General features: G+C 70.3%; 20 protein-coding genes and 4 tRNA genes. 3 read left to right on the top strand and 21 right to left on the bottom strand.

Translation table 11 applies throughout. From position 1 onward, the window contains the following. Nucleotides 1-62 precede the first annotated feature (62 nt). Together tig and LIP_RS06150 are read right to left on the bottom strand one after the other, a co-directional pair. Complete coding sequence (gene tig / locus LIP_RS06155; protein WP_068135687.1) at nucleotides 63-1,448, bottom strand: trigger factor; 1,386 nt, start codon at nucleotides 1,446-1,448, stop codon at nucleotides 63-65. A 98-nt stretch (nucleotides 1,449-1,546) separates the two neighbouring features. Beyond that, nucleotides 1,547-1,632, bottom strand: a tRNA-Leu gene (locus LIP_RS06150). 179 nt (nucleotides 1,633-1,811) lie between these two features. Between LIP_RS06150 and LIP_RS06145 the strand changes: the two genes are divergently transcribed. Together LIP_RS06145 and LIP_RS06140 are read left to right on the top strand one after the other, a co-directional pair. Further along, a complete protein-coding gene (locus tag LIP_RS06145; RefSeq protein WP_068135684.1) occupies nucleotides 1,812-1,997 on the top strand; it encodes a small, acid-soluble spore protein, alpha/beta type in 186 nt (61 codons plus the stop codon). A 357-nt stretch (nucleotides 1,998-2,354) separates the two neighbouring features. Beyond that, nucleotides 2,355-3,233: an EAL domain-containing protein gene (locus LIP_RS06140; RefSeq protein WP_068135683.1), complete on the top strand. Its 879-nt coding sequence runs from the start codon at nucleotides 2,355-2,357 to the stop codon at nucleotides 3,231-3,233. A 14-nt stretch (nucleotides 3,234-3,247) separates the two neighbouring features. On the opposite strand, the gene LIP_RS06135 is transcribed toward LIP_RS06140, so the two are convergent. From LIP_RS06135 to LIP_RS06080, 13 genes are all read right to left on the bottom strand, one after another. After that, entirely contained in the window at nucleotides 3,248-4,075 is an 828-nt protein-coding gene (locus tag LIP_RS06135; protein WP_068135681.1) for an ABC transporter permease, read from the bottom strand. Next, nucleotides 4,072-5,079, bottom strand: coding sequence for an ATP-binding cassette domain-containing protein (locus tag LIP_RS06130; protein ID WP_068135679.1), 1,008 nt, complete (start codon nucleotides 5,077-5,079; stop codon nucleotides 4,072-4,074). The genes LIP_RS06135 and LIP_RS06130 overlap by 4 nt, the downstream gene beginning before the upstream one ends. A gap of 130 nt (nucleotides 5,080-5,209) precedes the next feature. Beyond that, on the bottom strand, nucleotides 5,210-6,457 hold the full coding sequence (locus tag LIP_RS06125; RefSeq protein ID WP_068135676.1) for a PhoX family protein: 1,248 nt from the start codon (nucleotides 6,455-6,457) through the stop codon (nucleotides 5,210-5,212). A 407-nt stretch (nucleotides 6,458-6,864) separates the two neighbouring features. Further along, nucleotides 6,865-7,803, bottom strand: coding sequence for a hypothetical protein (locus tag LIP_RS06120; protein WP_068135672.1), 939 nt, complete (start codon nucleotides 7,801-7,803; stop codon nucleotides 6,865-6,867). Then, nucleotides 7,794-7,970, bottom strand: a complete 177-nt coding sequence (locus tag LIP_RS18450; RefSeq protein WP_144440360.1) for an MFS transporter — start codon at nucleotides 7,968-7,970, stop codon at nucleotides 7,794-7,796. Before LIP_RS18450 ends, LIP_RS06120 begins: the two co-directional genes overlap by 10 nt. A gap of 155 nt (nucleotides 7,971-8,125) precedes the next feature. After that, nucleotides 8,126-8,201: transfer RNA gene (locus LIP_RS06115), tRNA-Lys, on the bottom strand. Between the two features lie 4 nt (nucleotides 8,202-8,205). Further along, on the bottom strand, nucleotides 8,206-9,861 hold the full coding sequence (locus tag LIP_RS06110) for an ATP-binding protein (protein ID WP_144440359.1): 1,656 nt from the start codon (nucleotides 9,859-9,861) through the stop codon (nucleotides 8,206-8,208). A 141-nt stretch (nucleotides 9,862-10,002) separates the two neighbouring features. After that, nucleotides 10,003-11,295, bottom strand: a complete 1,293-nt coding sequence (locus LIP_RS06105; RefSeq protein WP_068135666.1) for an ABC transporter permease — start codon at nucleotides 11,293-11,295, stop codon at nucleotides 10,003-10,005. Between the two features lie 70 nt (nucleotides 11,296-11,365). Continuing rightward, on the bottom strand, nucleotides 11,366-12,613 hold the full coding sequence (locus LIP_RS06100) for an ABC transporter permease (RefSeq protein ID WP_068135663.1): 1,248 nt from the start codon (nucleotides 12,611-12,613) through the stop codon (nucleotides 11,366-11,368). After that, entirely contained in the window at nucleotides 12,610-14,121 is a 1,512-nt protein-coding gene (locus tag LIP_RS06095) for an ABC transporter ATP-binding protein (RefSeq protein ID WP_173652463.1), read from the bottom strand. Before LIP_RS06095 ends, LIP_RS06100 begins: the two co-directional genes overlap by 4 nt. Before the next feature lie 182 nt (nucleotides 14,122-14,303). After that, nucleotides 14,304-15,341, bottom strand: coding sequence for a BMP family lipoprotein (locus tag LIP_RS06090; protein ID WP_068135661.1), 1,038 nt, complete (start codon nucleotides 15,339-15,341; stop codon nucleotides 14,304-14,306). Nucleotides 15,342-15,577: 236 nt separating this feature from the next. After that, nucleotides 15,578-15,654, bottom strand: a tRNA-His gene (locus LIP_RS06085). Nucleotides 15,655-15,886: 232 nt separating this feature from the next. Further along, nucleotides 15,887-15,962 (bottom strand) — tRNA-Arg (locus LIP_RS06080). A 212-nt stretch (nucleotides 15,963-16,174) separates the two neighbouring features. On the opposite strand from LIP_RS06080, the gene LIP_RS06075 reads away from it, so the two are divergent. Further along, entirely contained in the window at nucleotides 16,175-16,990 is an 816-nt protein-coding gene (locus LIP_RS06075) for an IclR family transcriptional regulator (RefSeq protein WP_158509570.1), read from the top strand. Nucleotides 16,991-17,062: 72 nt separating this feature from the next. Here the strand turns inward: LIP_RS06075 and LIP_RS06070 are convergent, their stop codons facing one another. The 6 genes from LIP_RS06070 to LIP_RS19270 all read right to left on the bottom strand — a co-directional run bounded on the left by LIP_RS06070 (nucleotide 17,063) and on the right by LIP_RS19270 (nucleotide 22,927). Then, complete coding sequence (locus tag LIP_RS06070; RefSeq protein WP_068135655.1) at nucleotides 17,063-18,130, bottom strand: tartrate dehydrogenase; 1,068 nt, start codon at nucleotides 18,128-18,130, stop codon at nucleotides 17,063-17,065. 93 nt (nucleotides 18,131-18,223) lie between these two features. Further along, nucleotides 18,224-18,664 carry a tripartite tricarboxylate transporter TctB family protein gene (locus LIP_RS06065; RefSeq protein ID WP_068135650.1) on the bottom strand — a complete coding sequence of 147 codons (441 nt, stop codon included), beginning with the start codon at nucleotides 18,662-18,664 and terminating at the stop codon, nucleotides 18,224-18,226. Further along, nucleotides 18,657-20,183 carry a tripartite tricarboxylate transporter permease gene (locus tag LIP_RS06060; RefSeq protein ID WP_068135645.1) on the bottom strand — a complete coding sequence of 509 codons (1,527 nt, stop codon included), beginning with the start codon at nucleotides 20,181-20,183 and terminating at the stop codon, nucleotides 18,657-18,659. Before LIP_RS06060 ends, LIP_RS06065 begins: the two co-directional genes overlap by 8 nt. A gap of 105 nt (nucleotides 20,184-20,288) precedes the next feature. Then, nucleotides 20,289-21,260, bottom strand: coding sequence for a Bug family tripartite tricarboxylate transporter substrate binding protein (locus tag LIP_RS06055; RefSeq protein WP_068135643.1), 972 nt, complete (start codon nucleotides 21,258-21,260; stop codon nucleotides 20,289-20,291). 97 nt (nucleotides 21,261-21,357) lie between these two features. After that, the gene (locus LIP_RS19275; RefSeq protein ID WP_068135641.1) at nucleotides 21,358-21,981 is read right to left on the bottom strand and encodes a fumarate hydratase C-terminal domain-containing protein; all 624 of its coding nucleotides are present in this window, start codon (nucleotides 21,979-21,981) and stop codon (nucleotides 21,358-21,360) included. 25 nt (nucleotides 21,982-22,006) lie between these two features. Beyond that, the gene (locus LIP_RS19270; protein WP_198409752.1) at nucleotides 22,007-22,927 is read right to left on the bottom strand and encodes a fumarate hydratase; all 921 of its coding nucleotides are present in this window, start codon (nucleotides 22,925-22,927) and stop codon (nucleotides 22,007-22,009) included. Nucleotides 22,928-23,050 lie beyond the last annotated feature (123 nt).

Here is a 23,050-nt window from a genome sequence, read left to right as displayed (position 1 = left end):
CAGTCTATGCTCTGCGTCCTTGCGGGGATGGATGCATCCAGCGCCCCCTTGGGGCCTGAGCCTCAGTCGGCGGCGGCCTCCGCGGGCCCGCCGCTCGCACCCGGACCCGCTTCGGCTTCGGAACCACCTGCCCCGGCAGGTCCGTCCTTCACCTCGACGGTCTCCACCTCGGCCAGCGAAGCCAGGTGGTCCAGGGTCTTCCGGAGTCGGAGCGAAGCCTGCAGGCTCTCCTTCTGCTGGGGCTCTTCCAGATAACGGCGAAACGCATCGGACGGGCTGGAGCTGCGGTTCACGATCTCGTCGATCCGTTGAGCCACTTCTTCCTCCCGGACCTCGATTCCTGCCGCCTCGGCCAGCTCCTCCAGCACCAGACGGGTCTTCACCCGGCGAGCCGCGTCGGGCCGGAAGCTCTCCCGAAGCTGGTCCACCGACTGCCCCTGGTGTTCGAGGTACTGCTCCAGGGTGACGCCCTGCCGCCCCAGCTCCTCCGAGAGCTCCTGGATCACGTGATCCAGCTCGTGGTCTTCCATGGAGGTGGGAATCTCCACCTCCGAGACGTCCACCACCTGGCGCACCAGATCATCCTTCAGGGCATGGTCCGCTTCGTCGGCGGCGTCCTTTTCCAGGCGGGCCCGCACGTCCGCCCGCAGCTCTTCCAGGGACTCCTTGTCGCTCACGTCCCGGGCGAACTCGTCGTCCAGCTCGGGAAGCCGCTTCTCCTTGATCTCGTGGACCGTCACCCGGAAGGTGACGCTCTTGCCCGCGAGCTCCTGGCGCACGCCCTCTTCCGGGAACTGGACGGTAAGGTCCCGCGTCTCGCCCCGTTTCATACCCACCAGCTGATCCTGGAACCCAGGACCCGAGGCGTCGGACCCGGCCACCAGGGTGACGCCCCTGGCCGCACCGCCCGAGAAGGGCCGGCCCTCCAGAGCGCCCTCGTAATCCACCAACACGTAGTCGCCGGGGCGGACCTCTTCCGAGGGGGCCTCCACCAGCTCCGCCTGCATCTCCCGGAGCTCCTGCAAGACCGCCTCCACCCGCTCCTCGGTCACGGGCCGCAGGCGGCGGGTGCCCTTGAGCCCGGCGTAGGTGCCGAGCTTCACCTCGGGCAACACGTCCACTTCGGCCTTGAGGCGCATGGTCTTGCCGGGCTCGAACTCCAGCACGTCCACGTCGGGGCTGGCCACCGGTTTCAGGGCCGCGTCCTTCACGGCCTCGGCGTATGCGGCCGCGACCAGCTCCTCCATGGCGTCGTCGTAGAGGACCTCCCGGCCCATGCGGAGCTCCAGGATGCGACGGGGAACCTTCCCCTTGCGAAAGCCGGGGATGTTCACCCGCCGGACCACCTTGCGGTACGCCCGCTCGAGGGCTTCATCCACCCGCTCGGGCTCGACTTCGATCTGAAGGCTGACGCGGCTGCGATCCAGTCGCTCGACGGTGGTCTTCACCCGGCAACGCTCCTCCTCATGGTCCAGGGCCCCGGGCCGCTCGGGGGGCCGCGGACGGGGCCCGATCCGCGTGCCGGGCCTCCATGTGCACGAATCGGTGGTGCGGGCGGAGGGAGTCGAACCCTCAAGGGCAGGGCCCATGGGATCCTAAGTCCCACGCGTTTACCCGTTTCGCCACGCCCGCGTGCGGGGACCGCTTCTCCCCTTCGATGATACAGAATCGATGAAACAGAACCCCCCCATCCCCGCGCGGGCAGCGGGGGGAAGCAGTGGGTATGATACCATTGGTCCCTGGGAGCGTCAAGCTTTGGCGGCAGGCGCCGCCGGGGCCGGGGGCAGACTGGGCCTGGAGGTGAGCGCGCGATGGCCCGTCGCCGCGGGCTCATGTCGGACGCGCTGAAGTACGAGCTGGCCCGGGAGTTGGGCTTCGCCAACAAGCTCCGGGACGGAGACTGGGGCGATGTGACCACCCGCGAGGCCGGCTCGCTGGTGCGGGCCGCCATCGAGCGAGTCGAGCGGCAGGCGGAACGGCGCCAGAACCAGCGGTAGCCTCCGCGGCCTCCCGGCCCCGAGGGGCCGGGAGGTTTCCGCCGTCTACGTTCCCGGTAACGACGCGCCGTTACCCTTCCGCGCCCCGCTCGTTACGCGCTCTTCACCAGGACCTGGTAAACTGGAGGCCCTCTCATGCCGAAGGATCGTAGTGAGGGGGATGGGGACGGACACGGGCAGCAGGGGCCACCCCTTTCTTTCCGGCGAGGGGTGGCTTCCCTTCGGTACCGGCTCCTCGGCTTGAGGAGCTCCCGCTGGATCCATGACTTCCCCAGGCCGCCGGAGGCCGGCGCCGTCTCCGCCTCCCCGGGCGCATCGCCCGAAGCGAGGTGAGACGTCACGATCCAGGAGAAGCCGTTGCCATGTTCGGCGGGCGATGACCTGCCGGAGATCGATACCCACTTCCAGCCCATCGTCCACCTGCGTGACGGCGAGCTCTTCGGCTTCGAAGCCCTGGCGCGTAGCTCGGCCCTGGCTCCAGGCGAGTCCCCGGCCATCCTCTTCGCACGGGCGCAGCGCCAAGGCAGGCTCTGGGAGCTGGACACCAGCTGCCGGCGCATGGCGGCCACCCGCTTCGCCGAGCGGGCCCAGGGCCTGTTCCTCCTTCCCCGGGTCCACCTCTTCCTGAACGCGCACCCACTCAGCCTCGCGGACCCGGGTCACCGACCGGGCCTCACCCGCCGCTGGGTGCAGCAGGCGGGCCTCCAGCCGTCGCAGGTGGTGCTGGAGCTCACCGAGACCGTCGCGCTGGACCAGGTGGCCTACCTGGAGCGGGCGTTGGGCTACTACAGGGATGAGGGTTTTCAAATCGCCCTCGACGACATGGGCGCGGGCCACAGCGCCCTTGCCAGCATCTTCACGCTGAGGCCGGACTTCATCAAGATCGACCGCAGCCTCGTCACGGGGGTGGATCGGGACCGGGCGCGCCAGCACCTGGTGCGCGGGCTGGCGGAGGCCTGCCGTGCCGCGTCGATCCAGGTGGTGGCCGAGGGCATCGAGCGGCCGCAGGAGCTGGACGCCCTGCGCGCCCTGGGCGTGGAGCTAGGGCAAGGCTTCTTCCTGGGTCGACCCGCCAGGCTTCCCCGGGCCGTCACGCGCCGGGCGCTGTCTCACATTGGGCGACGGGCGGCGTCCAGTGGGACGGGAATCGAGGGCAGCGGCTCACCTCCACCAGGTCCGCGTCGCTGTTCAGCACCTCCCGGCGCTTGGCCAGGTACTCACCCCACGCATGGTTGAGCCCTTCTCAACCCTCACGCGGCCCCACGCTCCAGCTGGCGGGTGGCCAGGGCGGTCATGACCAGACTGAAGAGAAGGACCGCCCCTGCACCCGCGGCAATGGCCCCCCAGTCCCACCCGCTCAGCACCAGCTCCCGGACGGGCCGTACCGTGAAGCTCACGGGGTTGACCCGGGCGATGCCGGCGAGCCAGCCGGGCATGGCCGCCCGGGGGAAGATCGCGTCGCTGGTGAAGAGGAGCGGCATGGTGAGGAAGTTCATGATGGCCATGAGGGCCTCCTGGCTGCGCATGGCCGCGGCCACGGCGAGGGAGAGACCCGCCATGGAAAGGGCGAAGAGCATCGCGAGCGCCAGCGCCGTCACGGCCCCGGGAAGGCCGGTGGCTGGGCGGACGCCCATGAGGAGCCCGAGCCCGAGGATGACGGCGGCCTGGATGCCGCCCTGCACGGCCGCGGCGGCCATCTTGCCCAGGGCGATGGCCGAGCGGCGGATGGGGCTCGCGAGCATTTTCTGGAGGAAGCCGAAACGCCGGTCCCACACCACCGACATGCCGCTGAAGAGCCCGGCGAAGAGCGCGGTCATCACCACGATGCCCGGCACCATGAAGGCCACGTAGGAGCCGGCGCCGATCAGCTCCTGGGCCGCGGGGATCCTGGTGAAGCCGTTCATCACGTTCCCCATCAGCACCAGCCAGATGACCGGCTGCACCAGCATCATCAGGATGCGGAGCCGTTGCCCGGCGAAGTGCTTCATCTCCCGCCAGAAGACGACGTAGACATCGGACGCCCACGCCGCGGGCCGGCTGTGGACGCTCACGACCGGTCGCTGCTCGAGCACGCTCATCGACGGATCCTCCTCAGGCGCACCCGGGCCTGCCAGCTTTCCTCCCGGCTGCCGCTCTCCTCCCGCAGCTCCCGGCCGGTGTGGGCCAGGTAGACGTCGTCCAGGGAGGGCTTCTTCACGGCGATGGAGGCGGGTGTGATCCCCTGGGCCGAGAGGGCCTGGACGATCAAGGGCAGCGCCCCGTCGCCGTCGTCCACCACCGCCTGCAGGATCCCGTCCACGGCCTGGACGGTACGCACCGGCTCCAACCCTTGCAGGATGGAAGGCGCCCGGGACGCGCCGTTCACCTCCGGGAGCCTGAGGCTCACCACGTCGCCGCCGATGCCCGCCTTCAGCTCCGCCGGGCGGCCGATGGCCCGGACCTCGCCCCGATCGATGATGGCCACCCGGTCGCAGAGGGCGTCGGCCTCCTCCATGTAGTGGGTCGTGAGGAAGAGGGTCATGCCGAACTCCTCCTTCATGCGGCCCACGTACGCCCAGATCTGACGGCGGGTCTGGATGTCGAGACCGAGGGTGGGCTCGTCCAGGAAGAGGAGGCGGGGCCGGTGCATCAGGCCGCACGCGATGTCCAGCCGCTTGCGCATGCCCCCCGAGTAGGTCTCCACCCGGTGGTCCGCCCGATCCGAAAGGCCCACGAGGTCGAGGAGCTCGTCGCTCCTGCGCCGCGCCTCGGCCGGCGCCAGGTGGTAGAAAGCGCCCTGCAGCCGCAGGTTCTCCCGCCCGGTGAGGGAATCGTCCACCGCCAGGTCCTGGGAGACGTACCCGATCTCGGCCCGCACCCGGGCCGGATGCGCAATGGGATCGAGCCCGGCCACCCGCAGCGTCCCGGCCGTGGGGCGAAGCAGCGTGGTGAGCATCATGATCGTGGTCGATTTGCCTGCCCCGTTGGGGCCCAGGAAGCCGAAGACCTCCCCTTCCTCCACCCGGAAGCCGATGCCCCGTACCGCCTCGACCCCGCCCGGGTAGGTCTTGCGGAGGTCCTCCACCTCAATGATCGCCGCCATGCTGAAGCCTTCCCTCGCTGAAGTCGAAAGCCGGTGGCCGGCTCGCCCGGCCACCGGCACCAAGATATCCCCGCCGGCGCCCCCGGTCAACTCGTACCCGGGCGGGCGCCCCGGCGTGGGCGCTCCCCAGTCAGAAGCCCTGCACGGCGACCACCGAGGAGCGCCAGGGCGTCGATGGGTGCTGGACGCTGAAGAAGAGCGTCTTCCCGTCGGGGGTGAAGGCCGGCCCGGTACCCTCGGCTCCGTTGGGGATGGAGGCGAAGCGGTGGAGCGCTCCCTCAGCGTCGGCCACCCAGATGTGGTTGTTGCCGTACTGGGCGTTGATGAAGTCGCCGTACTTGTCCTCGAAGACCCAGAGGTTGCCGTGCGGGTCGAACTCGAGGTTGTCGGGGTTGAAGAGGCCCGTCTGAGGCCCGCCCAGCACGAAGGGTTCGGAGTCCAGGGTCTCGGGGTCGACGCGGAGCACCTGCCCGTAGGCGTCCTGCCCCTCCTTCGCGTTATCCCCGGTGATGGCCAGGTAGACCTGGCCGTCGGCCGGGTCGTAGGCGATGTCCTCAGGCCGGTCCAGGGGCGTGGCGCCGTTCTGCACCGCCCACTCGCGTACCTTCTCCAGGATCGCCCGGTCGCGGGGAACGGGGATCCAGCGGCGACCCTGGAGGTCGGCTGCGAAGAGCTGGCCCTCGGTGAGGTCGCCCGGACGGTCGGCCACGAACTTGGCGAAGATGCCGCCGCGGTAGTCGTCGGCCAGGAAGACGGTCTTGCGGTCGGGAAGGACGATCGCGCTCTCGTGGGAGAAACGCCCCATGCCGTAGAGCTTCCGGGCGCTGCCCCGCTCCAGGTCCACTTCGACGATCCAGCCGTAGCGGGCAGGATCGGCCAGCAAGCCCGAGGGGATCTCCTCGGCCTTCGCCGGTGGATACTCCTCGGCCACCAGGATGGTCTCCCACGGGGTCACGCTGCCGGCACACAGGTTCCAGGCGCCACCCACCTGGGAGAAGTCGAACGCCTCCGAGCCCACCACCTGCCACGCGCCATCGGCGGTCCGGCCCACGGTGAGGACGCTGCCACCGGCGGGTCGGGTCTCGTGGCTCACCCAGAGCTGGCCGAGACGGGAGCCGTCCAGGGGCAGGTAGCCGGTGAAGTCCGGCATGCGGCCGAAGAGGTTGCCGTCACGGAGCTGGTCGCCCTGGGAGACCAGAATACGGTACGAGAAGCCGTCAGGCAGCGCCAGCTCCGCCCCCTGCTGGGCGGCGACCGGTTGAAAGGAGATCCCGGCGGGAGCGGCCAGCACCCCTGCCGTGAGGACGAGCCCCAGCGAGAGCCCAATAGCAGCGCTCCCCAGGCGTCGAACCGTGCACCACCGAACGGTCTGCGACATGCGCCACGCATCCTCCTTTGGTGTTGGGCGGGCCTCTGGGGGCCCGCCCGATGGTCTGCCGGCACCCGTTCCCCGGGCGCCGGGCGCGACGCGCGTTTTCTGCCCTTTCGGCTGTCGCGCCTGCGAACCGTTACCCATGATGGACGAGCCGCGTGTCGCGGACGCGACGGTCACGTAAACGCTGGGCTAACACCGGCGGGGGCCCGCCCTGCGCACGGTGCGGGTGGGGCTCACGGCCTTCACCCAGGACGTCTCCACCGACCACAGCTTCCACCCCCTGGTGATGGTCCCCGTGATCCTCGTCTACCTCCTGGCCCGCCGACACCCGATCGAGGGCATCAGCCACACGGCGTTGCCGCTGAGGATCAGCTCCACGGAGATCCTAAGGACAGGGGGCGAACGGGAAGTCACGCCCGGGACCGTGGTGAGGCCTGGCCACGAGCCTGCACGTCGGGGACGTCCCGATACCAGCCCACCAGCCCGAGCACAACAACGGGCGCCAGTCCCAGCAACCCCACCCCTGCCAACAAGCCGAAGCCGCCGGCAACGGCGCCCACGACGGCCGGGAGGACGGCATTGAAGGGGGTGGCGAAGATGTCCACGGCCGCTCGGACGGTGCCGGACCGCCCAGGCAAGGCCTCGTAGGCGACGGCCTTGGCCACTGGGTACCAGCCCGCGGCCCCCAGACCGATGGCGAAGAGCGCCGCCGACGCCGTCCAGACCGACCGGGCACTCAACAGGCCTGCGAAGGTGAGCAGGACCACCCAGGCGAGACCCCGAAGGCGCTGCCCGGCAGAGAAACGGTTGGCGGTCCGCTCCAGCACCACGAGTCCGATCACCCCGCCGGTCATCTGCGCCCCGAGCGCCAGGCTCAAAGCCGCGGCATCAACCCCCACCACGTCCCGCAGGTAGAGGGCGGCAAACCCCAGAAAGACCTCGTCGAGCATGTCGGCGGCGAGGATGACGCCGATCCAACGAGAGAGGGACCTCTGTCGCAACGCCATCCAGAGGTTGCCGAGGATACCGTGCACGGGCTCGCTGTCCCCTGGAGTTCCCGCCTCGCCCGCGAGCGCCGCCTCCGCGGAGCGGACATCCGCTTCCCCGCCCGTCTCTTCCAGGCGAGTGCCCGCACTGAGGCGGTCCCCTCCCCGTGGCGGAAACCGCTGCGGCCAAAGCACCCCCGCCATGCCGAGCCACAACAGCGCCGCCAGCCAGAAGAGCGACCGCCAGCCGACATGCAGCGTCACCGCCGCGGCCACGGCCAGCGGGGAGAGGAGGTCGCCCACCGCCGACATCAGCGTCCAACGGGCCATGGTGCGTGGAGCATCCGAGAGGTTCAGATCCATGAGGGTCGCCTGCGAGAGGCCGACGGCCGTCCCGCCGACGACACCTGACCCGCGGTGAAGAGGAGCCCGACCTGGGTGTAGCTCAAAGACAGGTCGTCCCGGATCAGCGGCAGTGCAACCACCGGGAAGCCCGAGATGAGCTCGTCGAGGAACGCCATGCCGAGCAAGGCGATACGAAGCGCACCTGGGGAACGCCTGACTCAAGGCCAGCCCAAGGAGCCCGCCTCCCCACCCCACCAAGGGTCGGACGAGAAAGGAAGTCGTGAGGGAAAGGTGGCCACCCACCTTCCCCCCACGGATCGGCCAAACCCCGATCATTCCCTGGTGGGCCGCCAGGGGCTCGAACCCTGGACCTTGGGATTAAAAGTCCCCTGCTCTACCGACTGAGCTAGCGGCCCATAGCTACCTTAAGGCCCCGGGGGTGCCGGTGTCAAGTCGTGACGGAGCGGCGGCGGCTGCAGCAGGCGTGCCTTCCCTTCCCAGCCACTCCTGCACGAACTGGGCCGCGGTGCGGGGTGAGCGCTCGTTGTTCCAGAGCGCCCACTGGAGCGCCTCGCGGGCCAGGGTCCGCCGGTCCACCGTCGGACCCGCCGGAGCCATGTGACCCGCCGGATCGGTGCGCGCGGGCCCATTCCCGGCCGCCTGATCGCCGGCCGGAACGCCGTTCTCCACGACCCGCACCCCGGACTGGCGGAGCAGTCCCTCCACGACGCGCAGGTAGAGCTCCTGGTCCGCCGCCTGGAAGAGGACGGTCACCCCGAAGCGATCGGCCAGCGAGATCTGCTCGTGGATCTCGTCCTGCACGCGAAAGGCCGGCCCGTCCCGCTCCTCCCTCACCACGTGCCGCCGGTTGGAGGTGGCGTAGAGGCGGACGTTCACCGGCCACGCCTCCACCGTTCCCTCAAGAGCCACCTTCAGCTCCTTCACGGCGGGATCCCCCGGTTCGAAAGAAAGGTCGTCGAGGAGGATGACAAACCGCTGGGGCTGCCGGCGGACGACGCCCAGGAGCTGGGGAAGCTCGTGCACCCGGGCGAGCGGGAGCTCTACAAGTCGGAGCCCTTGGCTAGCGAAGGCATGGCCGAGGGCCTTGACGGTGGCAGACTTCCCGGTGCCCCGGGGCCCGTACAGGAGCAGGTGGTGGGCTGGCCGGCCTGAGACGAAGCGCTCGGTGTTCTCCACCACCTGCCGGCGGGGCACTTCGTAGCCCACCAGGTCCTCCAGGCGGACGGGGTCGGGGTGTGCCACGGGGAGCAGGGCCGCGCCCGGCTTCCCGTCGGCAACCGGCGCGCCCCACCGGAACGCCACGTATTGGCCGAACGCCCCGGCGCCCACGGCGCGCCAGTAGGCGGCCAGCTCAGGCAGCGATCTCCCCCAGTCGTCGCTTGCGGCCAGCACCCGCCGGAGGTGCGCGACCAAGTCTGGCCGCGGCCTTCTCCTGCCCGCTGCCGTGACGCAACCGGTCCCCGCACTCCACGCCAGCACCCTTTCGGGCCAGGGAATCCCCCGATGCCGGAGCGCCGCTTCGAGGTCGGAGGGGCGCAGCGCGGCCAGAGCCTGGAGGGCCCGCAGGTCGTGAACCGCCGCAGCCTGGAGCGAGGGAGTGAGGCGCTCCGGCCCGTCCGCGCGCGCCGCGGCCCGGGTGAAGGCGTTGTCGTCCGCCAGGAGCCGCTCTACCAGGTGGTCGTGCCAGGGTGACGGGGACATGGCCCCGGGGTCGGACCGGGCGGGGGCGTTGCCAGGAACGGGCCCGAAGGCTTCCGGATCGAGGAGCTGCCGGGCCAGCGCGGCTGCCAGCGCCCAGAGGTCTCCGGTCCATCCCCCATGGGCCTCCGGGCTCCCGGCTCTCTCGCCTTCTGCAAGCCCGCCGAGCAACGCCGCCAGCGCCCGGAGGAGAGGAGATCCCTCGATCACCCCTTCGAAGAGGATCAGATGCCTGGACCCAGCCGCAGCTGCCCGTACGGCCCCCATCCCGTCGCCAGACCCCGGGTGGATCGGGGGTGCTCCGCCAGGCGGCAAGGGCATCTCTTCCCCCACGCCGCGCCGCCATGTCTCATCCATGCCGCCCACGCTCCCGTGAACGTTTCGGCAGAGGTTCGGCGCGTGGGGTCTACCGCCCTGCACAGGACCTGCACGGTCCGGGCAGCGCCTGGGGGACGCACGCCGCAGGTGCGCCGCGCGGAGCCGTCCCGCTTCCTCCCGCTACTTCTCGTATGGCTGGCCGTCCGCCGCCGGCGGGTAGGCCCGGCCCACCACCCCGGCCAGCACCACGATGGTGACCAGGTAGGGGGCCATCAAGAGGAACTCGGAGGGGATGGGGATCCCGAGGATCTGCAGGCGCGTCTGCAGGGAGTCGGTGAAGCCGAAGAGGGTGGAGGCGCCGAAGGCCCCGGCCGGGGTCCACTTGCCGAAGATCATGGCTGCCAGGCCGATGAAGCCGCGACCGGCGGTCATCTGCTCGTCGAAGCGGCCCACGGACCCGATGGTGAAGTAGGCGCCGCCCAGCCCGGCCAGCATCCCGCCCAGGATGACGCTCACGTAGCGCACCCGGTTCACGTCGATCCCCAGGGTGTCCGCCGCCCGGGGATGCTCCCCCACCGATCGCACCCTCAGCCCGAACCGGGTGCGGAAGAGCACGACCTGCAAACCGATGACGAGCGCCAGCGCGAGGAAGAAGAAGAGGTTCCCCTCGAAGAAGAGCGGCCCCAGAACGGGGATCCGGTTGAGGAGCGGAACCTGGACCGCGGGGAAGGTCCCCGAGTTGTTCATCCAGGCGTACTCGGGCACCTGGAGGAAGCGGGCGCTCAGGTAGCTGGTGATGCCCACCGCGAAGATGTTGATCACCGTGCCGCTCACGATCTGGTCCACCCGGTACTTGATGGCCAGCACCGCGTGGGCCCAGGCCAGCAGCGCGCCGGTGAGGAGCCCCACCGTCAGCCCCATCCAGAGGCTCCCTGCGACGCTCGCGGCGACGACGGCGGTGAAGGCTGCGGTGAGCATCATCCCCTCGATCGCGATGTTGATCACGCCCGAGCGCTCGCACATGACGCCGCTCAACGCGGCGAGGGTGATGGGCACCGCCCGCACCAGGGTGCTCTGCAGCATGGCCAGCAGGTTGAAGCTCTTCCCGGCCGCCGCCCACACCAAGAACGCGATGACGAAGGCCCCCAGGGAGAAGCCCGTGGAGAGGCCGCCCCGCTCGGGGCGTGTGTACGCCCATGCGCCGGCCGCCGCGGCCAGGGCCGCCAGCAAGAGAAGCATGGCCCGCGCCGGCACCACCAGCGGGGCCACCGGCGGGGCCGCGCTGGCCCGGCCGGCGGTCAGCCGGAAGGTGGCCACCTCTCCGAAGGGGACGACCCGCGCGAAGAGCAGGAGGATGGCCGCGGCCACCAGGCCCGAGACCACCACGGGAGCCCAGTTCCTGGGTGCAAGGCTCGGAACCGCGACCCCCAGGGCATCCCCCGGGGCCGGCCCCGCCGGTTGAAGCTGGCTCATGCCCGTCCCACCTTCATCCTCATGACTGGCGTGCGTTCGCTGCCCGACGACCGGGTGCCGCGCCTGGGGCTCACGTGCCGCGCCACCCCCGGGTGAAGACCTCCTCCGCCTTCTCGCCGGTGGGCTTCATCCGGTAGATGCCGCGCACGAGGGCCTCGGCGGCCACGAAGACGATGACCAGCGCCTGCACGATGGTGATGATGTCGATGGGGATGTCCGCCACCGATTGCATGCGGGTCGCCCCGCTGCGGAGGAACCCGAAGAGGAGCGCGGCCCCCACCACGCCCGCCGGGTGGCTCTTCCCCAGGAGTGCGAGGGCGATGCTGTCGAAGCCGTAGCCCGCCGAGAAGCCCTGCCCCAGCCAGCGATCCACCCCCAGGACCTGGGAGACGCCCGCCATGGCTGCGAGGGCGCCGGAAAGGGCCATGGTGAGCACGTACACCCGGGGCACCCGCATGCCCGCCACCCGGGCGGCGCTGGGGTTGGCGCCGACGCTCCGCATCTCGAAGCCGAAGGTGGTCCGGAAGAGCAGGTAGTAGGCGGCCACCGCGACGAGGATGGCCAGGATGAACCCCCAGTGGAGCCGCAGGGGCTCGGCGAAGAGCCGGGGCAGGTAGGCGCTCGGCAGCACCTCGGGGCTGATGGGTACCCAGCCCGGCACCCCGCCCGGACCGGGCCGCTTCATGGGTCCGTTGAGGAGCCAGTCGCTCAGGCGGAAGGCCACGTAGTTGAGCATGATGGTGTTGACCACCTCATGCGCGCCGGTGCGGGCCCTCAGGTATCCGGGAACGGCGGCCCAGATCGCCCCAGCCGCGGCCCCCGCCAGGATGGCCATGGGCAGGTGCAGAAACCACGGCAGGCCGTGGACCGCGTAGCCCACGAAGACCGAAGCGAGCGCCCCGATGTACAGCTGCCCCTCCGCGCCGATGTTGAAAAGGCCGGCCCGGAAGCCCACGGCCACCGCGAGGCCGGCGAAGACGTAGGGTGTGGAGGTGACCAGGCTCTCCGAGAGGGCGTAGGGGCTTCCCGCGGCACCCTCGAAGAGGGCCGCGAAGGCAACGTAGACGCTCCGGCCCACGGCCGCCAGAAAGAGCCCGGGACGGACGGTGACCTGCCCCCACGCCTGCCAGACGGCCGGGTCCGTGGCCACGATCAGCACGGCACTGATGACGAGGCCCGTGAACACCGCCAGAAGGGGCACCAGGCTGCGGGAGAAGGCCGCCTCGGCCAGCGCGCCGGCGACGGAACGCGCCCGGCCGGGGGCCGGATCCTGCGGGCTTCCCTGCGATCCGGCATCTGGTTTCGGGTTCCTGCTCATGCGGCCGCCCCCGTCATGAGGAGCCCCAGGTGGGTACGGTCCGCGCTGGCCGCGTCCAGGAGCCCCACGATCCGCCCCCGGTACAGGACGGCGATGCGGTCTGAGAGCGCGAGGATCTCGTCCAGCTCGGTGGAGACCAGCACCACCGCCGTACCCCCGTCCCTGGCCTCCAGGATCCGGCTGTGAATGTACTCGATGGAGCCCACGTCGAGCCCCCGGGTGGGCTGCGAGGCCAGGAGCAGCTTGATGGGGCGGGAGAGCTCCCGGGCGGCGATCACCTTCTGCTGATTGCCCCCCGACAGGTTCCGCACGGCCGCGGTCACCGAGCTCGCCCGGATGTCGAAGGCCTGCAGCAGGGTCTCCGCCTGGCGGCGGACCTCCTCCCGCTGGATCCACCCCTTCCGGGAGAAGGGCTCCCGGTGGTACCGGTTGAGGATCAGGTTGTCCTCCAGGGGGAAGGGCAGGATGAGCCCGTCCCGCTGGCGGTCCTCGGGGATGTAACCCACGCCCAGCTCGGCGATCTCCCGGGGCGTGGCTCGGCTCACGTCCCGGCCGTCGATCACGATGCGCCCGGCCCGGGGCGGCCGCAAGCCCGCGAGAGCCTCCATCAGCTCGGTCTGGCCGTTGCCCTGCACACCCGCCGCGCCCAGGATCTCGCCGGCGCGCACCTCCAGCGACAGGTCCCGGATGGCGGGCGGGCCCTCATCGGCCTCCACCCAGAGGCCCTGGACGCTGAGGACAGGCCTGCCCGGCCGGGCGGGCCGCTTCTTCACCGTCAGCTCCACGTCGCGCCCCACCATCATCGTGGCCAGCTCTTCCTCGCTGGTCTCTTCGGGGCGGCGGGTGCCCACCACCCGGCCGCGCCGGAGGACGGTGATGCGGTCGGCGAGCGCGAGGGCCTCCTTCAGCTTGTGGGTGATGAAGAGGAGCGAGTGTCCGCTGCGGGCGAGGCTGCGGAGGATCTCGAAGAGGTCCTCGACCTCCTGGGGCGTGAGGACCGCGGTGGGCTCGTCCAGGATCAGGATCTCCGCTTCCCGGTAGAGCACCTTGATGATCTCGATCCGCTGCTGCACGCCCACGGGCAGGTGCTGCACCACCGCCTCGGGCTCCACGGCGAGGCCGTGCCGGGAGGAGATCTCCCGAATGCGCCGCGCCACCCGGGCCGTGTCCAGGAAGAAGCGGCCCCGGGTGGATTCGAGACCGAGCATGACGTTCTCGGCTACCGTCATTACCGGCACCAGCATGAAGTGCTGGTGGACCATGCCGATGCCCCGGGCGATCGCGCCGGCCGGGCTCTCCAGCCGCACCGGCGCGCCCTTGAGGACGATCTCGCCCGCGTCGGGGGAGATCAGGCCGTAGAGGACGTTCATCAAGGTGCTCTTGCCGGCGCCGTTCTCCCCCAGCAGCGCGTGGATCTCGCCGGGGAAGAGGGTAAGGTCTATTCGATCGTTGGCCACGACGCCGGGAAACCGTTTCACGATGCCCTTCAGCTGCAGCACAGGCTCCAGACGTGATTGGGACAGCTTCCCCACCACCTTGCCAGATTCCCCGAGGCGCTTGCGGGCACGCGGGTGCTCTCCGGCGCTGGACCCAGCCCCGAACGCCCAGGCTCGACCAGCCGAACCGGACACCCGGCGGCCGGCACGGCCGCCGGGCGTGCCCCGTTCGGGCTTCCCACGTGCAGGGTCCTTTACCTCAGGACGTCGTCCACCTTCAGGGTGCCGTCGATGAGCTGCTGGCGGATCTGCTCGAGCTCGGTCTTGAGCGACGCGGGCACCCGGTCCTCGTAGTCGTGGAAGGGGGCGATGTCCACCCCATCGTTGGCCAGCGTGCCCACGTAGGCGCCGCCCTCGAACGTCCCGTCCATGGCCGCCTTGATGGTGTCGTAAACGGCCACGTCCATCTTCTTCATCACGCTGGTGAGCAGCGTTTCCTTGAACTCAGGGGCGCTCACGTACCAGTCGGTGTCCACGCCGACGAGCATCAGGCCCCGGTCCTTGGCGGCCGCCGCGGCGCCCAACCCCACCGGGCCCGCAACAGGCATGACGATGTCGGCCCCTTCGTCGAAGAGCGCCTCAGCCAGGCGGCGCCCGTCGTCGGTGCTCTCGAAGTTCCCGGCGAAGAGCCCCTGACCCGACTTGCTGTTCCAGCCCAGGACCTCCACGTTCATGCCATGAACCTGGTTGTAGTGCTTCACACCGGCCTCGAAGCCGCGCATGAAGATGGTCACGGTGGGGATGGGGATGCCGCCGAAGGTGCCCACGACCCCCGTCTTGGTGACGCCCGCCGCGGCGTAGCCGGCCAGGAAGGCGGCCTGGTCCGTCGCGAAGGTGAGCTCGCGGACGTTCGGGATGGGCTGCTCGTACGCGAAGTCGACGATGGCGAACTTGCTGTTCGGGTTCTGCTGGGCGAACTGCTTGGTGGCGTCACCCAGGAGGAAGCCGACGGTCACGATGAGGTCGTACTTCTGCGAGAGGAACTCCTGGATGCTCCGGGCGTAGTCCGTCTGCTGCTGGGACTCGAGAAAGCGGCCGTCGACGCCCAGCTCCCGGATGGCCCGGGCCACGCCCTCCCAGCTGGTGGCGTTGAAGCTCTTGTCGTCGATGCCACCCACGTCGGTCACCATGCCGACCCGGAAGGTCTGGGCCGCCACGGGGCCGGCGGCGACGGACGCGACCAGGGCCGCCAGCAGAAGAAACGTCCCGGCCAGTACCGGAACCCGCTTCACGCTAACCCCCCCTTGTTCTATCACCACAGGGACAGGCTTGCTCCCATGACCTATTCGACCCACCCGCAAGCCTTCCTTCGTGGGAAAGGTCTGCCAGAGCCCGGGACCCGCTGCCTGAGGTGGGGATCCACGGCCGACGCGAGGCGGCCGCGCCCAGGGACCGACGGGCGAGGCGGCCCGGCCCCGGGCGCGGCACGGCCGCCCCCGCAGGGACGGCCGTTGAACGCCTATGGCCGTGGGGTGAGTGACCGGATTCGAACCGGCGACCTTCGGGGCCACAACCCGACGCTCTAACCGACTGAGCTACACCCACCACGTTCGAGCGATTTCGAGTGTACCATGGAGGAGGAGGAGCGTCAAGGCAGCCGAGGGAGGCAACGGCCGAGAGGAGGACGATCCTTGGCCCGCCCGCAGCCTCCGTCGGCGCAGGCCCTTCGACAGATCGCGTCTCCGGCCGGCCCTGCCGCGGGTCGAGGCCACCCGCCCGGTGACCCGCGAAGACGCGCAAGGGTCGGCCCCATCCGGGAAGCCGCCCATTCCCTTGCTGGCGCGCCTGGAGGGATTCGAACCCCCGGCCGTTGGCTTAGAAGGCCACCGCTCTATCCCCTGAGCTACAGGCGCACGAGACGGGCCAGGCCTCCGCCACGGGCAAGGCGGGCCTGAGCCGCGGGCGGCACCGACCCGCAGGCACCGCCAGTATACCGCCCGCCCGGCGTTCCCGTCAACGACCGGAGGCCGCCTTGTATCCGGCCGCAGCGCGCCTCGGCATGCCCCTTGGCCGGCCCGGACACCGAAGGTATAATCGCAGGGGAAGCGAGAGGAGCCCTGAGACGGTGGCCGATCCATCCGCGATGCCTTCACCGTACCCCACCCTGCCCCCTCCGGCGCGCGGCCCCGGCGCGGCCACGATCCAGTCGGTCGTCCGGGCCATCACCATCCTGGAGCTCCTGGCCGCCCGGGGTGAGCCGGTCGGGCTCGGCGAGCTCAGCGAGCAGGTGGGCCTCAACCGCACGACCCTCCATCACCTCCTCGCCACCCTGGTGGACCTGGGCTGGCTGGTGAAGGACGGCCGCCGCCGCTACGCCATCGGCTCCCGCATGCTGGAGGTCACCTCCCGGCACCTGGGGAGCCTGCGCGAGTTCGACCTCGGCGCGGCCGCCCGTCCCTACATGGACGAGCTCTGGAACGAGCTGAACGAGACCGTCCACCTCTGGGTTCCGCTACCGGCCGAGGCGCTCTGCGTGGAGATCGACTTCGTCGAGAGCACCCGCCCCCTGCGCACCGTGGGCACGCTCGGCCGCCCCCTCCCCCTCTACCCCACCGCGCCGGGGAGGATCTTCCTCGCGGCCATGGAACCCCCCCGGGTACGCCGGTACCTGGCGGCGACGAGCTTGCTTCCCCACACCCGCCAGACCGTCACCGGCGTGGCCGAGCTCGAGGAGATCATCGGCAGGGTGCGGGCCGAAGGCGCCGCCGTGGACGTGCAGGAGCACATGGAGGGCGTGGTGGTCGTCGCCGCGCCCGTCCGCTCCAAGGCCGGCTCGGTGGTGGGCGCCTGCGGCCTCAGCCTGCCCCTGAGCCGGGCAGAGGACCGACTCCCTGCGCTCAAGGAACGGGTGCGGGAGGTCGCCGCCCGCATTCCCTGCTAGGGGCACCCCCCGCGACCCCCAAGGTGCGGGCCCTGTCCGGCGAGCGCGCGACGTGCCGATCCAGGGCTCCGGTCACCCTTCCAGCCGGTCCAGGATCGCCTGGGTCATCTCGACCGTGCCGGCGGCGCCGCCCAGATCGCGGGTGCGGATACCATCCAGCAGGGCTCGCTCGATGGCCCCCACAATCAGCCCGTGGGCTTCCGGGTATCCCAGGTGGTCCAGCATCATCGCGCCGGACCAGACCTGCGCGATGGGGTTGGCCACCCCGCGGCCGGCGATGTCAGGCGCCGAACCGTGGACGGGCTCGAACATGGAGGGGTACGTCCCCTCGGGGTTCAGGTTGGCCGAGGGCGCCACGCCGATGCTGCCCGCGATGGCGGCGCCCAGGTCGGTGAGGATGTCCCCGAAGAGGTTGGAGGCCACCACCACGCCGAAGTGGGCCGGGTCGGTGACGAAGCGGGCGGCCAGCGCGTCCACGTGGAACCGGTCGTGCTCCACGTCCGGGTACTGGGTCGCCACCTCCTCGAACACCTCGTCCCAGAAGGGCATGGTGTAGTTGATCCCGTTGGACTTGGTGGCCGCCGTGACCCGCTTGATCCGCCCCCGCTCGCGGGCGAGCCGGAAGGCGTAGTGGAGGATCCGCTCCACCCCGAAGCGGGTGAAGACGGTGTTCTGCACGGCCAGCTCCTGGGGGGTGCCCCGGTAGAGGCGACCGCCCATGTTGGAGTACTCGCCCTCGTTGTTTTCCCGCACGCAGAGGAAGTCGATCTCCTCGGGCCCCCGGTCCCGCAGGGGCGACGCGATGCCCCGGAGGAGCTTGATGGGCCGGAGGTTGACGTACTGGCGGAACTCCCGCCGGATGGGGAGCAGGAGGCCCCAGAGGGAGACGTGGTCCGGCACGCCCGGAAAGCCCACCGCCCCCAGGAAGATCGCGTCGAAGGGGCGCAGCGTCTCAAGCCCGTCCTCCGGCATCATGGCCCCGTGCTCCAAGTAGTACCGGCAGCTCCACGGGAACTCGCGGTAGGTGAGGCGAAAGCCCCCGTGGATCTCTGCCACCCGGTCCAGCACCTGCCGGGCGGCGGGCACCACCTCCAGACCGATCCCATCCCCCGCCACCACGGCGACGGCGTGCTCCCTCACGGCCCTCTCCCCTTTCCAGGATCGCGTCCCCGGCCGCGCCCGGGCCGGCTTGCCCCTCCCGGGCAGCCGGCCCTCGGGCGCATGGCCAGACGTTCAGATCAGCAGGCCCTGAGGCAGGCGCACCAGCAGCAGGTCGTTGAAGACCCAGTAGACCAGCGCCACCTCGCCCACGATGATCGCCAAGGACACCGCCACCTTCCTCACGTCTCGCGGCCTGCCGCCCAGGTACCAGGTGAGGAACCCGTACGCCAGGGTGGTGGAGACCGCGAAGCCCAGCACTTCCAGCAGGGCGATCCAGAGGATCACGGTGACTGCGAGCACCAGCATCGGGCCCGGCTGCGCCTCGAAGAAGGCGGCCGGCGGCTCCGGCCGGATCCAGCTCTTCACCAGCAGCACCACGGAGAGGAGCGTGAGGGGCCACAGTACCAGGCGTGGGAAGCTGCCGCCCAGGGCATCGACGGAGCCCATCTGGAGCCAGAAGGCGGCCGCCGCGACCAGCATGACCGCCGCACCGATGCGGTCCGGGTTACGCATGGGGAGCCGCCTCCTTCGCCTGCCGGGTGCGGGCCGCCCACGCGGAGACGAGAGGCCACGCGAGGGAGAGGAGCGAGAGGCCGATGAGCACCCAGGAGATGGGGCGGTCGAAGAGGATGAGCCAGCGCGGCTGGTAGCGCACCCCCATGAGCAGGGCCTGCACCAAGCCCTGCTCGGCGATGCCTCCCAGGATCAACCCGAGGACGATGGGTGCCGGGTGGAAACCGAACCGCTTGAAGGCATACCCGATCGCCCCGAAGACGAACATCATGGCCACGTCCAGCACGTTGTTCCGGATCGCGTAGGAGCCGATGATGGTCAGGAAGAGGATGGTGGGCGCCAGGAAGCTGGTGGGCACCCGGCTCACCACCCGGTGGAGCCCCCGCCCCAGGACGAGCCCCACAGGCATCATGGCCAGGGCCGCCAGGCCTACCGAGAGGATGAAGGTGTAGGTGATGTCGCCGCTGGTGCTGAAGAGCTCCGCCCCCGGGTGGAGGCCCTGCATCAGGAGCGCCCCGTAGATGATCGCGTCGGGCGGCGCCCCGGGGACCCCCAGGGTGAGGAGCGGGATGAGCCCGCCACCCACCACGGCGTTGTTGGCGGTCTCGGTCGCCACCACGCCTTCCAGGACCCCCGTTCCGAAACGCTCGGGGTGCTTGGAGGCCCGCTTGGCCTCGTTGTAGGCCACCAGGTTGGCCACGTTGCCCCCCGCGCCCGGAAGGATGCCGATCACCGTTCCAACCACGGCCGAGCGGATCAGGTTGGCCGGCATGGCCAGGACCTTCCGGGTCGTCTCCCACAGGACACCCGGGCGATGCCGGTAGCTCAGCATGTGCGTCTCCTGCTGGCCTTGGGCCGCGAGAACCAGGACCTCGGGGATGCAGAAGAGCCCGATCAGGGCCGCGATCAGCTCCACCCCGCCCTGAAGCACGGGCTGCCCGAAGGTGAAGCGGACCTCACCACCCACGGGCGCGAGCCCGATGGTGCCGATGAGGAGCCCGAAGAGCGCCCCGATGAGACCCTTCAGCAACGACCCCGAGGCGATGCTGGCCACGATGGTGAGGCCGAAGACACCCACCCAGAAGTACTCAGGCGGGCCGAAGCGCAGGGAGAGGTCCGCCAGCGGGGGCGAGAGGAAAAGCAGCGCGACGACGCCCGCCAGGCCGCCCAGCACCGAGGCGACGGTGGCTCCGATGATGGCTTCCTCACCCCGCCCCTGGCGGGCCATTGGGTATCCATCGAAGGTGGTGCCGATGGAGGAGGGGGTGCCGGGGGCATTCACCAGGATGGCTGAAAAGGCACCGCCGTAGATGGCCCCCATGTATACCGCCCCCAGCAGGATGAGGCCGGAGGTGGGGTCCATGGTGAAGGTGAAGGGGACCAGGACCGCGACCGCCATGGTCGCCGTCAGCCCCGGCAAAGCCCCGAAGACGAGACCTACCGTGACGCCCGCGAAGACCAGGAGGAGCGCCTTCAAGGTGAAGACCCCCGCGATCCCCGCGGCCAGATGCTCGAGCATGGTGCAGCTCCTTTCCCCGGAGCCTTCCCACCCGGTCCCGGAAGGGCGAGCGCCCCTCCGGGACCCGGATGCGTCCCGAATCGATCGCGTGTCGCGACGCGGTCCCTAGTTGATCGCGCCCACGTCTTGCAGGATCTGCCGGTAGAGCGGGATGCGAGCCCGGGCGAAGGCGTTCGCCTCGTCGGAGCGCATGTCCTCGATGATGAAGCCGTTCTCGTCCATCTTCCGGCGGACCTCGGGGTCGGCGTTCACCTGGGCGAAGGCGTCTTCAAGCTTGCGGACGATCTCCCGGGGCGTGCCCGGAGGCACGGCGACCCCTCGGTAGGCACCCTCCACGTAGTCGTAGCCCAGCTCCTTGAAGGTGGGTACGCCCGGAAGGGACTCGAGGCGGCGCTCGGAGGCGACGGCCAGGACCCGCATCTGGTCCGGGTACTGGACCGCCATGGTGTTGTACGTCATGAGGCCGGTCACGTGCCCGCCCAGGAAGGCCGGGACGGCGGCACCGGAGCCGGTGAAGGGGATGTAGGTGAGGTCGATGCCGGCCGCCTTCTCCAGCTCCAGGACGCCCAGGTGGTTGGCGGTCCAGCTGCCGCTGCCGCCCAGGGTGATCACCTCGGGGTTCTCCTTGGCGAAGGCGATGAAGTCGGCGAGGGTCTTGAAGGGGCTGTCGGGCCGTACCACCAGCACGTTGGGGGTGCTCTCGAAGATGTAGGCCCAGTGGATCCCCTCGGTGGTGTAGCCGGCGTCACCCCGCTGCAGCGGCTGCAGCACCGTGTGCGGCAGGTTGGCGCCCATGATGGTGTAGCCGTCCGGCCGCAGGTTCTTCAGCTGCGACCACGCCAGCGCCCCGCCCGCGCCCGGCTTGTAGGTGACGTTGACGTTGACGCCCAGGATCCGTTCCAGCGCCTGCTCCTGGATGCGCGCCGTGATGTCCGACTCGCCCCCGGGATTGAAGGGAATGACGTACTCGATGGGCTTGGACGGGTAACCCTGGGCCCATACCGCCGGGTGCGCCGCCAGGAGGACCAGGAACATCACCGCTGCGGCCACCCACCTGATGCCATGGGTCCGACGCATGCCTCTTACCTCCTTGTATCGATGGCTGGCGTTCTCGCCGGACACCCTGGCTGGGCCGCCCCGGGCGGCCCGGAACCCGAGAGCGTCCGGCGTTCCCTCAGGAGGTGCCGGTGAGGGCGGCGAGCTTCTGGGCCGCCCGTTCGGCCACCTGATCGTGGAGGCTCTGCCCATGGGCGTCCATGGTGACCACCCCCACGAAACCTTCGAAACGGATCTTCCAGAAGGCCTCCGGAGGCCCGAACGCCTCCAGCTTGAAGACGTCCAGCACCTCGGCCACCGCCTCGGCGGTGAGCGCCCCCGTCCCCCCCAACCCGTGAAGGTAGACGCAGCCATGCTCCTGGCAGGCCCGCCGGGTGCGAGGCCCCATGCCACCCTTCCCGATCACCACCCGCAGCCCGAAGTGCGCGATGACGCGGTCCTGATAGACCTCCTCGCGGATGCTGGTGGTGGGCCCCGCGGAGACGAAGCGCCATCGCTCACCCTCACGGCGCACGATGGGCCCGCAGTGGTAGACGGCGCCTCCGCGGAGCACCTCCCGCAGCTCCCGGTGGACGCGCGCGTCCGCCTCGTCCAGCGGCTGCCGCCGCTCGATGAGCCGCTCCACCATGTACTTGTGGGCCGCGTCCCGGGCGGTCACGGCCAGGCCTGAGAGCGACACCATCTCGCCTACCCGCAGTTCCCGCACCGCCTCGAGGGAGATGGGGGTCCTGAGCTCGATCACGTCTCCAGCCCTCCCCGCGTGGTGGCTACCGGATCACGGGCGGCTCGTCCCCGCGCAGGAGGAGCGTCCGGCGCCGGTACTCCCAGCACATGTACGAGACGGTGACGAAGTAGGAGGCGGGCAGCCGGTGGAGCGCGCCCACCTTCACGCCCAGGAGCGTGCTCCGGCCCCCGAAGCCCAACGGTCCGATCTCGAGCCGGTTGGCTTCGTCGAGGATCCGCTCTTCGAGCGCGGCCAGCGCGGGGTCCGGGTTCCGGTCGTCCAGAGGGCGCAGGAGCTGGCGCTTGGACTCTTCGTAGCCGCTGCTCCGATCGCCGCCGATGCAGACCCCCAGGACGCCCGGCGGGCAGCCCTTCCCCTCGGCCCGCACCACGCAGTCGAGCACCACCTTGCGCACGCCCTCCAGGTCGCGGCCCGCCTGCAACGGCTCAGAAGGAAGGCTGTACTGGGCGCCCACGTTCTCGCACCCACCGCCCTTGAGCATCAGGTCCACCCGGACCGAGGGCTCGTCCCACTCCTCGAAGTGGATCGGCGGGAACCCCGTGCCCACGTTCACGCCACTGTTCGCGCCCGTCACCGGGTCGACCGCGTTCGGCCGGAGGACCTGGCGCGCCGTGGCCTGCCGCAGCGCCTCCTCGATGGCCTGCCGCATCCGCCGGGTCGAGACGCCTTCCGGGTGGTGCACGTAGAAGAGGGGCGTCCCCGTGTCCTGGCAGGCCGGAACGCCCCGCCCCTCGGCCAGCTCCAGATTCCGCAGGATGAGGGACATGGCCAACTCGCCCCGGGAGCCGGGCTCCTCCTGCTGCCTCGCCCGGTGCAGGGCCTCCTTCACGTCGGGTGGAAGCTCGGTGGCGGTCCGCCGGATCAGCTCCAGCACCGCATCCTGCAAGCGCTCGGGGTCGAGGGCCGTTGTTGCCCGGATCCCCGATGAGGCCGAACCATCCACGGGCGCAACCTCCGCAAGGTTCGAGTGTTGTCTCTTTCCTCCGCAACCTTGTAGAGATACCTTCGTTCCCGGAGCGCGTTTTCCTGCCGGGTATTTCACCATTTGGGAGACTGCTTCACGCTA

Origin of the sequence: Limnochorda pilosa, assembly GCF_001544015.1 — a bacterium.
In the GTDB taxonomy this organism is placed as follows: domain Bacteria; phylum Bacillota; class Limnochordia; order Limnochordales; family Limnochordaceae; genus Limnochorda; species Limnochorda pilosa.
The sequence above is the reverse complement of the archived record's forward strand: the minus strand, read 5'-3'. Positions and strand labels throughout refer to the sequence as shown.

Bases quoted from the DNA above. Each gene is read 5' to 3' on its own strand.
- LIP_RS06105 (WP_068135666.1), bottom strand. From the start codon at position 11,295: ATGAGCCAGCTTCAACCGGCGGGGCCGGCCCCGGGGGATGCCCTGGGG.
- LIP_RS06120 (WP_068135672.1), bottom strand. From the start codon at position 7,803: ATGGATCTGAACCTCTCGGATGCTCCACGCACCATGGCCCGTTGGACG.
- LIP_RS06065 (WP_068135650.1), bottom strand. From the start codon at position 18,664: ATGCGTAACCCGGACCGCATCGGTGCGGCGGTCATGCTGGTCGCGGCG.
- LIP_RS06060 (WP_068135645.1), bottom strand. From the start codon at position 20,183: ATGCTCGAGCATCTGGCCGCGGGGATCGCGGGGGTCTTCACCTTGAAG.
- LIP_RS06135 (WP_068135681.1), bottom strand. From the start codon at position 4,075: ATGAGCGTGCTCGAGCAGCGACCGGTCGTGAGCGTCCACAGCCGGCCC.
- LIP_RS06055 (WP_068135643.1), bottom strand. From the start codon at position 21,260: ATGCGTCGGACCCATGGCATCAGGTGGGTGGCCGCAGCGGTGATGTTC.
- LIP_RS06125 (WP_068135676.1), bottom strand. From the start codon at position 6,457: ATGTCGCAGACCGTTCGGTGGTGCACGGTTCGACGCCTGGGGAGCGCT.
- LIP_RS06145 (WP_068135684.1), top strand. From the start codon at position 1,812: ATGGCCCGTCGCCGCGGGCTCATGTCGGACGCGCTGAAGTACGAGCTG.
- LIP_RS06110 (WP_144440359.1), bottom strand. From the start codon at position 9,861: ATGGATGAGACATGGCGGCGCGGCGTGGGGGAAGAGATGCCCTTGCCG.
- LIP_RS06100 (WP_068135663.1), bottom strand. From the start codon at position 12,613: ATGAGCAGGAACCCGAAACCAGATGCCGGATCGCAGGGAAGCCCGCAG.
- LIP_RS06130 (WP_068135679.1), bottom strand. From the start codon at position 5,079: ATGGCGGCGATCATTGAGGTGGAGGACCTCCGCAAGACCTACCCGGGC.